Annotated in this window: 11 protein-coding genes; 7 read left to right on the top strand and 4 right to left on the bottom strand. The window is 70.6% G+C overall.

Annotated elements, in window-relative coordinates; translation table 11 throughout:
• Positions 1–131: 131 nt before the first annotated feature.
• Positions 132–599, bottom strand: a complete 468-nt coding sequence (locus ACWIGU_RS14900; RefSeq protein ID WP_454400874.1) for a nuclear transport factor 2 family protein — start codon at positions 597–599, stop codon at positions 132–134.
• A gap of 131 nt (positions 600–730) precedes the next feature.
• Here ACWIGU_RS14900 and ACWIGU_RS14895 point away from each other — a divergent pair, with 131 nt between their 5' ends.
• From ACWIGU_RS14895 to ACWIGU_RS14885, 3 genes are all read left to right on the top strand, one after another.
• Positions 731–1168, top strand: a complete 438-nt coding sequence (locus ACWIGU_RS14895) for a nitroreductase family deazaflavin-dependent oxidoreductase (protein ID WP_454400872.1) — start codon at positions 731–733, stop codon at positions 1166–1168.
• 86 nt (positions 1169–1254) lie between these two features.
• Positions 1255–1791: an NUDIX hydrolase family protein gene (locus tag ACWIGU_RS14890; protein WP_100593395.1), complete on the top strand. Its 537-nt coding sequence runs from the start codon at positions 1255–1257 to the stop codon at positions 1789–1791.
• A 143-nt stretch (positions 1792–1934) separates the two neighbouring features.
• Entirely contained in the window at positions 1935–2288 is a 354-nt protein-coding gene (locus ACWIGU_RS14885) for a DUF1330 domain-containing protein (protein WP_454400870.1), read from the top strand.
• A 23-nt stretch (positions 2289–2311) separates the two neighbouring features.
• On the opposite strand, the gene ACWIGU_RS14880 is transcribed toward ACWIGU_RS14885, so the two are convergent.
• Positions 2312–2821 carry a hypothetical protein gene (locus tag ACWIGU_RS14880; protein ID WP_454400868.1) on the bottom strand — a complete coding sequence of 170 codons (510 nt, stop codon included), beginning with the start codon at positions 2819–2821 and terminating at the stop codon, positions 2312–2314.
• 143 nt (positions 2822–2964) lie between these two features.
• Between ACWIGU_RS14880 and ACWIGU_RS14875 the strand changes: the two genes are divergently transcribed.
• Together ACWIGU_RS14875 and ACWIGU_RS14870 are read left to right on the top strand one after the other, a co-directional pair.
• Entirely contained in the window at positions 2965–3396 is a 432-nt protein-coding gene (locus ACWIGU_RS14875) for a PPOX class F420-dependent oxidoreductase (protein WP_454400867.1), read from the top strand.
• Between the two features lie 108 nt (positions 3397–3504).
• Positions 3505–6291, top strand: a complete 2787-nt coding sequence (locus tag ACWIGU_RS14870; protein ID WP_454400865.1) for a SpoIIE family protein phosphatase — start codon at positions 3505–3507, stop codon at positions 6289–6291.
• An 81-nt stretch (positions 6292–6372) separates the two neighbouring features.
• Here ACWIGU_RS14870 and ACWIGU_RS14865 read toward each other — a convergent pair whose 3' ends face one another.
• A complete protein-coding gene (locus ACWIGU_RS14865) occupies positions 6373–6915 on the bottom strand; it encodes an RNA polymerase sigma factor (protein WP_454400863.1) in 543 nt (180 codons plus the stop codon).
• A gap of 170 nt (positions 6916–7085) precedes the next feature.
• On the opposite strand from ACWIGU_RS14865, the gene ACWIGU_RS14860 reads away from it, so the two are divergent.
• Positions 7086–9266 carry an acyltransferase family protein gene (locus ACWIGU_RS14860; RefSeq protein WP_454400861.1) on the top strand — a complete coding sequence of 727 codons (2181 nt, stop codon included), beginning with the start codon at positions 7086–7088 and terminating at the stop codon, positions 9264–9266.
• Between the two features lie 43 nt (positions 9267–9309).
• Here the strand turns inward: ACWIGU_RS14860 and ACWIGU_RS14855 are convergent, their stop codons facing one another.
• Positions 9310–10104 carry a phytanoyl-CoA dioxygenase family protein gene (locus ACWIGU_RS14855; protein ID WP_454400859.1) on the bottom strand — a complete coding sequence of 265 codons (795 nt, stop codon included), beginning with the start codon at positions 10102–10104 and terminating at the stop codon, positions 9310–9312.
• A 35-nt stretch (positions 10105–10139) separates the two neighbouring features.
• On the opposite strand from ACWIGU_RS14855, the gene ACWIGU_RS14850 reads away from it, so the two are divergent.
• Positions 10140–11033 (top strand): helix-turn-helix domain-containing protein, encoded by an 894-nt coding sequence (locus tag ACWIGU_RS14850; RefSeq protein WP_454400857.1) that lies wholly within the window; start codon positions 10140–10142, stop codon positions 11031–11033.
• The last annotated feature ends 2 nt before the right edge of the window (positions 11034–11035 follow it).

Raw genomic sequence — 11035 nt, 5'->3', positions numbered from 1 at the left:
GGCGTGGTTCCGATCACGCCCTGAGTCTGTGAAACTTGAACAGTCACGCTCGACGTGGCAGCCCCCGCCGTCTCATCCCCGTGACGGCGGGGTGCTACGCCGTCACATCGCGGCGAGCGGCGTCGGCGTGTTCACAGACCGAGATCGCTGAGGCCCGGGTGGTCGTCGGGGCGGCGCCCGAGCGGCCAGCGGTATGTGCGCTCGGACTCCTCGATCGGCAGGTCGTTGATGCTCGCGTGGCGGGTGCGCATCAGGCCGTCGTCGTCGAACTCCCAGTTCTCGTTGCCGTACGAACGGAACCAGTGGCCGGAGTCGTCATGCCATTCGTAGGCGAAGCGGACCGCGATGCGGTGGCCGTCGAAGGCCCACAGCTCCTTGATGAGCCGGTAGTCCAGCTCCCGGTTCCACTTGCGCGACAGGAACTCCACGATCGCGTCCCGGCCGGTGATGAACTCCGCGCGATTGCGCCAGCGTGAGTCCTCGCTGTAGGCCAGGGCGACCTTCTGCGGGGAGCGGCTGTTCCAGCCGTCCTCGGCGAGACGCACCTTCTCGATGGCGGTCTCGCGGGTGAAGGGAGGGAGGGGTGGGCGTGTGGACATGTTGCCTGCCTTCGAAGGGTCAACTGGGGCTGTTCCAACAGGAGAACGTAGGCTTCCGGAGCGTAGGCGACCAGGACGAGTTCGATCAGGACAGGATCGAGCACGGCAAGCCGGAATCAGTGGAGGGGCACATGGCGAAGTCGTACCGTGTCGGACTCGGGACGCGCGCGGTCAACCGGGTGTTCACGACCATGACCCGACTCGGGATCGGCAAGGGCTACCGCTACATCCTGACCGTGAAGGGCAGGAAGTCGGGCCGCCCCTACTCCACCCCGGTCGACGTGATGTCGGCGGGCGGTGAGCGCTGGCTCGTCGCCGCGTACGGGGTCAGCGACTGGGTGCGCAACGCCCGCGTCGCCGGCGAGGTCGGCCTGAGCCGCGGTGGCCGGTCGCAGAACCTGCGCGTGGTCGAACTCGGCCCCGAGGAAAGCGTCCCCGTACTGCGGCAGTACCTGCGGGAAGTGCCGGTCACCCGGGCCTACTTCGACGTGACGCTCGATTCGACCGACGAGGAGTTCGCCGCGGAGTCGGCGCGGCATCCGGTGTTCCACCTCGTGTCGTTTGCCTGAATTCGTGTATGACCGTCCGTCCCCGATCGGGGTGTTGCCGGGAGCGGCGTGCGTGACGCGGGAGACGTTGAAAGTACGATCGCCCAATGTCTGATACGACCGAAACCACGCCCGGCTGGCTCACCTCCGACGACCTTGAGCTGGCGCGCGCCCGCATGCCGATCCTGTACGTCGAAGCCGTACCGGTGCGAGTCGACAACAATGGTGAAGTCACCCACATCGGACTGCTGTTGCGCATCGGGCGGGACGGGACGGTCAGCCGCTCCTTCGTCTCCGGCCGGGTGCTGCACCACGAACGCGTCCGCGACGCGCTGCTGCGTCATCTGGAGAAGGACCTCGGCCCGGTGGCCCTGCCGCGCGTGCCGGCGTCCCTGCAGCCTTTCACTGTCGCCGAGTACTTCCCGACGCTCGGCGTCACGCCGTTCCACGACCCGCGCCAGCATGCCGTGTCGCTCGCGTACATCGTCCCTGTGAGCGGTGACTGCCGGCCCCGGCAGGACGCACTCGACCTGGTCTGGTTCACCCCGGAGGAGGCCTCGTCGCAGATGGTCCAGAACGAGATGCCGGGCGGGCACGGCGTCCTCCTGAAGCAGGCCCTCGCGCACGTGGGGGCCCTTTCCTGAACCACGGTCCAGGGGGCTGTCCCGTGAACGCCGCGGCGGCTCCGTGGCACCTACCTCAGAGGTAATCGACCCCTCGAACGCCCCCGGGCTACGTTCGGGTCCTCGTCTTTGCACCGCGAGGACCCGAACGAGGGAGCCCGACCGTGTCCGCCTATGGCTTCGCGCATCTCCGCAGCCGCCGGCATCACGCCGACATCATCGAGTACCTGGAGCGCATCCAGGCCACGCTCGACCCCTTCGAGGGCCGCTTCGTCATCCACGGCCCGCCCGCCGAAGTGGTCGAGGGGAGCTGGCCGGGCAGCATGGTGCTGATCGAGTTCCCCGGCCTCGCCGAGGCGCGTGCCTGGTACAACTCACCTCCGTACCAGGACATTCTGCGGCTGCGGACCGACCACATCGAGGGCGATCTGCTGCTGATCGAGGGCGTCGGACCGGCCTACGACCCGACCGAACGGGCCGCGAAACTGCGTGCGGAGGCGGCGCGGCCGGGCGAGTAGCCGAGGCCCGAGAGCGTCACCGCTCAGGAAGCGGCCGGGCTCGGCGAGGCGCCCGTCCCGGACTTCGAGCGGGCGCCGTCGCACACGAGGTTGACGATGATCGTGACCGGCGTCGTGGCGGACGCACCCGTCGCGGGCGGGAGGGCGGCCGCCGCCGTCCAGTTGCCCTTGCGCAGGGTGAGCGAGGCGCTGCCGATGTCCGGGCCGCTCTTCCAGCCGTGGTCGGAACGGGCACGGGCGAAACCGGACTTCAGGGCCGCGGCGGCCTTCGCCGACCCACCACGGCCCGTCAGCCGCTCGGTGCACTCGATCACGATCTGATCCTGGGGTGCCCGATCGAGCGTGACGCCCTCCGCCGCCAGCGCGGACGTCAGCTCGCGCACCGCCGCGTCCGCCGACAGGCGCGGTTCCGCGGACCGTGACGGCAGCGGGCCCTTGTCGTCGAGGAGGCGGGTGCAGCCCGTCGCGGCCGTTGTCGCGGTCACCGCCATGACCAGTGCCACGATGTGCGTCGTCACCTGACGGCGTCGCATGATCCCGTCCATCCCCTCGAAGCCCCGAACGGCAGACCAGTCTCCCATCCGTGAGCTACGGGACTGCGGGACCCCGGCCCCGCGATGCGGTGAGCGTGCGTGCAAGGGGAATAGCGGTGCCAGGTCGGGACTTGAATCTGTATATGACCGACACTCCGTTCAGCCCGCGCACGCTGCTCGCCCAGAGCCGACTCGGTGTCCTCGCCACGATCAAGTCGGACGGCCTGCCTCAGCTTTCGCCCGTCATGCCCTTCTACGACGAGGAGGCCGGTCTCCTCTACGTGTCGATGACCGAGGGGCGCGCCAAGACGGCGAATCTGCGCCGTGACCCGCGCGCCGCCCTGGAGGTCACCAGTGCCGACGGCTGGTCATGGGCCACGGCCGAGGGCCCGGTCACGCTGGCCGGACCGGGAACCGACCCGCACGGCCCCGAGGTCGAGGCCCTCGTGAGCTATTACCGCGCCGCGTCCGGCGAGCACCCCGACTGGGACGAGTACCGGTCGGTGATGGTGTCGGACCGCAGGGTGCTCATGACGATGACAGTCGAGCGCGTTTACGGGGCGCAGGCAGGCTGACGCGTTCGCAGGGTCACTCCTCGTGAGGAAACTCGCCGCCGGCGCTGTCCGCAGCGGTTCTCCGGCCGGGGCTTCGCCCCTGATTACGCACAGTGTTACAAAGGGGATATGACGCAGTCCCTCGGGCGGCCTGCCGCCCGACAGGAGGGCGTCGTTCCCGGGGAGCCACGGTCCTCCTGGGCGCACACTCTCCGCTCCCTCGTCAGCGTGCACAGCGTCGCAGGCCAGGTGTTTCTGCTGCAGCTGACACTGACCGTGCTGCTCGTCGTCGCGGCCGGCACGGCACTCGTGCTCCAGGCCAGGGACTCCACCATGAAGGAGGCCACGCGTCGCTCGGTCGCGACCGCCGAGGCGTTCGCCCACTCCCCGGGGACGCTGAGCGCCATGAAGTCCGACGACCCGGGCGCCGTACTCCAGCCCAGCGCGGAAGCGGTCCGCAAGACAACCGGCGTCGACTACGTCGTGACCTTCAGCCCGGCGGGCATCCGCTGGTCCCATCCCGACCCGAGCCTGATCGGCAAGCACGTGACCGGGCCGTTCGCGACCGCGCTGGCCGGTCATACGGTCACCAGCACCTTCCGTACCTCCGTCGGCCCCGCCGTGAACACGACCGTCCCGGTCATCGACACCGACGGCTCCGTCGTCGGCCTCGTGAGCGTCGGGATCACCGTGGAGCACGTGAACGCCGGGGTGTCGGGCAAACTGCCCCTGCTCCTGGGGCCCGCCGCGGGCGCGCTACTCATCGTGACGGCCGGGTCGGTCCTCGTGAGCAGGAGGGTGCGGCGCCAGACCCACGGCCTCGATCCCGCCGAGCTCTCGCGGATGTACGAGCACCATGACGCGGTCCTGCACGCCGTGAAGGAAGGCGTGCTCATCACCAGCGGGGACGGCTGCCTGCTGCTCGCCAACGACGAGGCGAAACGGCTCCTCGGACTGCCCCCGGGTGCGGAAGGCCGCGCCGTCGCGGACCTCGGCCTCGCCCCGCACATGGCCGAACTCCTCGTCACCGAACAGATCGTGACCGACGAGGTGCACCGCGCGGGCGACCGCCTGCTCGCGGTGAACGTACGGCCGACGGCCCTGTACGGCGGGCCCGCCGGTAACGCGGTGACGCTGCGGGACTCCACCGAACTGCGGGCCCTCGCGGGCAAGGCGCAGTCGGCCACGGAACGCCTGCAACTCCTCTACGACGCGGGCGTACGCATCGGCACGACCCTGGACGTCATCCACACCGCGGAGGAACTGGCCGATGTCGCCGTCCCCCGCTTCGCGGACGTCGTCACCGTCGAACTCCTCGAAGGCGTCATGCGAGGCGGCGAGCCCAGCGGAGACACCGCAGAAATGCGCCGCATGGCGGTCACAGGCATCGCGCGCGAGGACGTGTTCTACCCGGTGGGCGAACTGATCAGGTTCGTCCCCTCGACGCTGATGGAGAGGTCGATGAGCACCGGCCACGCGGTGCTGGAGGAGGATCTGGGTGCGGCAGGCGCCTGGCGCATGCAGGACCCCGTGCGGGCCCGGCGGATTCTGGAACACGGCATCCGTTCACAGATCAGCGTGCCCCTGAGCGCACGCGGCATCGTGCTCGGCCTCGCGAACTTCTGGCGCATGGAGAGCACCGGGCCCTTCGAGCCGGACGACCTGTCCACTGCCGAAGAGCTGGCTGCCCGCGCCGCAGTGGCGATCGACAACGCCCGCCGCTTCACCCGCGAACACGACATGGCCGTCACCCTGCAACGCAGCCTCCTGCCCGGCGTGCTCCCCGAGCAGTCCGCGCTCCAGGTCGCCCACCGGTACCTGCCCGCCGAAGCGGGGGTCGGCGGCGACTGGTTCGACCTCATCCCGCTGCCCGGCGCCCGTGTCGCCCTCGTCGTCGGCGACGTCGTCGGGCACGGTGTACGCGCGGCGGCCACGATGGGGCAACTGCGCACCACCGTCCACAACTTCTCGTACCTCGACCTGACCCCCGACGAACTCCTGAGCCACCTCGACGAACAGGTCGCCCGCATCGACGCCGACGTGGCACGCGAGGCCGAAGGCGAGGGGGCGGGCATCGTCGGGGCGACCTGCCTGTACGCGATCTACGACGCGGTCACCGGCCACGTGACGATGGCCTCGTCCGGCCACCCCGGACCAGCCGTGGTCCGCCCCGACGGCACCGTCACCCTCCTTGACGTACCCGTGTCCCCGCCCCTCGGACTAGGTGACGGCATGCCGATGGAGACCCTCGAACTGCTCCTGCCCGAAGGCTCCCAACTCGTGCTGTACACCGACGGCTTGATCGAGGGCCGGCACCGCGACTTCGACACCGGCATCGAGCTGTTGCGCGCCGCCCTGTCCGACGGAGCGAACCGCACACCGCAGGAGACCTGCACGGACGTCCTCGACGCCGTGATGCCCGAACGGCCCGACGACGACGTCGCCCTGATCGTCGCCCGCACCCGGCTTCTCGACCCCGGCCGGGTCGCCGAATGGGACGTGCCCTCCGATCCGGCGGCCGTCGCCCCCGTACGCTCCGCGTGCCTGCGCCGACTCGACGACTGGGGCCTCGACGGGATCGCGTTCACCACCGAGCTCGTCCTCAGCGAACTGATCACCAACGCCATCCGCTACGGCACGCAGCCGATCAAGGTCCGTATGCTGTACGACCGCTCCCTGATCTGCGAGATTTCCGACGGCAGCAGCACAGCACCCCATCTGCGCCGGGCCGCCACCACCGACGAGGGCGGACGAGGGCTGTTCCTCGTCGCCCACTACGCCGAACGCTGGGGCACGCGCTATCCGCCGCGCGGCAAGGTGATCTGGGCCGAGCTGTCCCCGTACAGCGGAGAACAGGACCTCGTACCCGACCTCGGTGACGACTTCCTCGAGCAGTGGGTCGAACCAGAGATCTGACGAGGCGTCACGTCCATCGACATTGCTCTGGCAGGGCTTGATCAGTCGGTAACCGGCGTGCGGGTCGTTGCCTTCGTGGGCCTACGCGTCGACGGACGCCCGCAGCCGCGCCCTCGCCCGCGACAGGCGCGAGCGGACCGTGCCCGGTGCCACGCCCAGAATCTCCGCGGCGGCCTCGGAGTTGAGCTCCGACCAGCCGCACAGGAGGACGACATCGCGCTCGGCGCGGTTCAGCGCGTCCAGTGCCGTGCGGGCGGCGGCGACCTGCTCGGCGTCCGCGATGCGGTCGACCACCTCGTCCGCGAAGTCCGGCAGGTGCTCGCAGACGGGCAGCCGGGCCAGGGCCGCGCGGTGACGGCGGGCCGAGCGGGACTGGTTGCGCAGGACGTTCAGGCCGACGCCCAGGACGAACGGCCGGAGCGGGGCGTCCTCGCGGCGCACCGTCTGCCGGAGCCGCCATATCTCCAGGAAGGTGAGCGAGACGACGTCCTCGGCCTGCGCCCAGTCGCCCGTCGCGCGCAACGCCATGCGGTGCACCGCGGGAGAGGTGTCGTCGAAGAGCTCCGCGAAGGCATCGGCGTCGCCCGCCCTGATCCGGGCGCGGGCGCGCAGTGAGTCCTCCATGACCGCATGTCTCCGTTCCGCGGCAGCCGTTGCGCGAGCCACGCCATGGTGCCGGGCGCCGGCACAACACCGGACGACCCGCAGGCGCCCTGTCGGTGAACACCTGGTTGAGTGCTCAAAAACAAGGGTGCGCGGGCGCAACACACGGGTCTGACCGGACAGTCCCAGACGTGACCAGGACTCCATACGCCGTACTGCGCGCAAGAACGCACGCCGGACAGACAGCAACCGAACCCGCCACGCAGTCGACGGGGACGGTGGAAGAGAAGCCGGCGTCCGACGCCGGGCGCACCTCACCCCCGCCGGGCGCGACACACACCGTGCCTGGGCAGCGCCCTGACATCCAGGGGCTCCGGGCCCTCGCTGTCTCTCTGGTCGTCCTGGGCCACGCCGGTGTCACACGGTTCAGCGGCGGCTACGTCGGGGTCGACGTCTTCTTCGTGATCTCGGGCTTCCTCATCACGTCCTCGCTCCTGCGCGAACTGTCCGCCTCCGACCGCATATCGATCCGTGCGTTCTACGCCCGCAGGGCGCTGCGCCTGCTCCCCGCCTCGGCCCTCGTCGTCCTGGTGACCCTCGCCGGATCATGGCTGTTCCTGTCGAAGATCCGCTTCGCCGAGTACATGAGCGACGCGTTCGCCAGCGCTTTGTACGCGGTGAACTTCCGCCTCGCGGCCACGGGCACCGACTACCTCGCGGAGGGCAGCCCTCCGTCCCCGTTCCAGCACTTCTGGTCGCTCGCCGTCGAGGAGCAGTTCTATCTGGTGTGGCCGCTGCTCCTGCTGCTCGGCTGGCGGCTGTCGAGGCGGCGCCGCGCGCTCCTGGCGATACCCCTGGTGGCGCTGTGCGCGGTGTCGTTCGGGCTGAGCGTCTACGTGACCGGGCAGTCGGCGCCGTGGGCCTACTTCGGTTCGCACACGCGCGCCTGGGAGCTGGGCACCGGAGCGCTGGTCGCGCTCGCCCTGCTCCGGCCTCCCCGTCTGCCGGCCGGCGTGGCCGTGGCGATGACATGGGCCGGTCTCGCCTGCATCATCGCCGCCGCGCTGCGTTTCGACGCCGGCACGCCCTTCCCGGGAACGGCCGCGGCGGCACCCGTCATCGGCGCCGCCCTCGTCATCGTCGGCGGCACCTCGCCCGCGTGGCCGGGAGCGCGCCGGATGCTCACCGCACGGCCGGTGACCTGGCTGGGCGGCCTGTCGTACAGCTGGTACCTGTGGCACTGGCCGTTCCTGGTCATCGGGCCCAAGGCGCTGGACAGGCCTGCCGGCACGCACCTGGAGCTGGCCCTCGGTGTGGCCGCTCTGCTCCCGGCCTGGCTGACCCTGCGCCTGGTCGAGAACCCGGTGCGCTTCCACCGGGCCCTGCGCGGCCGCCCGGGCCGTGGCCTGCGGCTCGGCCTCGCCCTGACCGCCGTCACCGCGGCCACCGCGCTGATCGCGGCGGCCTTCCCGCCGTCGATCAGCTCCGGCGAGCCCGCTCCCGTGCTCAAGGACGCCCTCGCCTCCGCCCCGGACCCCGGCGCGCGCCTCACGCAGGCCCTCGGCACGACCGGCACGCGCCTGCCGGACAACCTCACACCGCCACTCACAGGGATCACGGACGTACGGTCCGCCGTGTACCGGGACGGGTGCCACCAGAACTACGCCAGCACGAGCACACCCTTGTGCGTGTACGGAGACCGGTCCTCGAAGGACGTCGTCGTACTCTTCGGCGACTCCCACGCGGCCCAGTGGTTCCCGGCGCTCAACGTCCTTGCCCTGCAGCACCATTGGAAGCTGATATCGATGACCAAGGCATCCTGCAAGGCGGCCGCGGTCACCATCGTCAACGCACACCGTCCCTATACGACATGTGACCGCTGGCGCGCAGACGCGCTCTCGCGGATCGAGAAGCTCCGTCCCTCACTCGTCCTCGTGTCCTCCTCCGACGCGGGCACACCGGCGCAGACGATGCGGGATCCGCTCGCGGGATGGACCGACGGCTACGTCCGGACGTTCCGGAAGCTCTCGCGATCAGGCGGCCGGGTCGTCGCGCTCCTCGACACACCCTGGCCTCGCGAGGACGTACTCGACTGCGCGGCCATCCACCCCCAGCACCTGCGGGACTGCTCGGTCCGCGTCCCCAAGGCGCTGCACGACGTGACCCGCAGGAACGCCACCAAGGCAGCGGCGCGTTCGACCGGCGTCTCCGTGATCGACCCGCAGCCCTGGCTGTGCACGACGCACGGAGCCTGTCCCGTCGCGGTGTACGACACCTTCGTCTACCGGGACGAAAGCCATATGGCAGAGGGCTACGCCGAAGCCCTGGCGCCCGTCCTGGGAAGGGCGTTGGAGGTCAGGAGCGGGACCTAGCGTGCCGGGCCCCGCGAACCCGGCATGATCCGAACGAGAGCCACTAGTGCGGCGACGTGACCGGGAACTCCGTACCGCAGGGGCCGCCCCCCTCCGCCTCTGCCAGGAAGACCTCCTGGCCCTCCAGCGTGAACGTGCGGTAGTGGCGGGCGATGCGGCGGGCCGAACGCGGGGCGTAGTGGCACACGAAGCTGCGGCGGAACCGGTCCGTGGTCGTGTTCGGCTCGGAGCCGTGGACCAGGCTCCCGTTGAAGAAGAGGACGTCGCCCGGCTCCATGTCGACGGGCACGCGCGTGAGGCCCGCCGGCGGTGGCACGTACTCCCTCGTGAAGTACGTGTCGGGGTCGGCCTCCTCGGGGCAGAAGAGGTCCATGAGGTGCGTGCCGGGGACGACTTCGAGCCCTCCGTTGTCGCGGTCCACGTGGTCGAGCGCCACCCACGCCGCGACACAGGTGCCCGGCTCGACCCGCAGATAGAAGTTGTCCTGGTGCAGCGCCTGCCCGCGTGCGCCGGGAGGCTTGAAGTACAGCATGCTCTGCGCTGCTATCGGCTCCTCGTCGATCAGCTCGGCGACGATCGCGGTGATCCTCGGGTCGAGCAGATAGCGCATGGCGGTGTCGTCTATCAGGTGGGGGTGCATGATGCGTGGGTACTCGCGCAGCGGATCGTGCGGGCCGTCAGGATTCTGCGCCGACGGCTGGAAGTGCCCTGGTACAGCGCCTCGTCGGGGATATTCCATGAAACTGTCGGTGAGCGCGGCCACCTCTTCGCGTGACAGGAGCCGGCGGGCGATCACGTAGCCCGAGGCCTCGAAGGTCGAGATATCGACTGTGTTCATACAACGACCGTAGAACCGCGCCGGTGTGCCAGGCTATGCGCGTGTCCGCCACAGACCTTCGTGAAACTGCTGCGCCGCCCCCGGGTGTCCTGATCGTCGGCCGCCACGACGGGCAGCCCGACTACGCCGTCCGCAGGACGGCCGGCGCCCCGAGCTGGCTCCTTTTGTGGACGGAGTCCGGTGCCGGTCACGTCCGCCAGGGCGGGGCCGGGACGGTTGCGGGACCCGGGAGCCTGGTGCTGCTCGCGCCGGGCGTACACCACACCTACCGGACCGCGCCGGACGCCGAGCACTGGGGGCTGTGGTGGGCCCACTTCCTGCTGCGCCCCGGCTGGGAGCAGCGCCTGCGCCCGTACGACCGCGGCAGCGGCTGTCACGTGATGCCCGATGTCCCCCCGGGAGCCCGTACCGGTGTCGCCACGGCGCTGCGGCAGGCGCACGCCGACAGCCGCTGGACAGGCGCCGGCGCTCCGCCCCGCCCGATGAGCGCCACGCGCCGCACCGTCCCGGCCTCGGTGGCGACGGGCCCGGACGCCGCCGCGCTGGCCCTGGGCTCCGTGGAGCGCGCCCTGCTGCTCGTCACCTCCCCGTCCGGCGTCACCGGCCCCGGCGACGCGCGCGTGCGCCGCGCCCAGGCCCTGATCGACGCCGACCCGGCAGCCGCGCACACCGTCGACTCCCTTGCCGCGGCGGTGGCCCTGTCACCCTCACGGTTCGCCCACCTGTTCGCCGAGGAGACCGGCTCCACGCCGATGCGGGCCCTGCGGGAGGCGCGGCTGCGGCATGCGGCGTGCTTGCTGACGGGTACCGAACTCACCGTGGCCCAGGTGGCCGCGGCCTCGGGCTTCGCGGGACCGTTCCACTTCAGCCACGCCTTCCGCGGCAGGTACGGATCGCCTCCGAAGGAATACCGGTCCGCCGCCGGATGAGG

This window comes from Streptomyces sp. NPDC055400 (genome assembly GCF_053644375.1).
The sequence above is the reverse complement of the archived record's forward strand: the minus strand, read 5'-3'. Positions and strand labels throughout refer to the sequence as shown.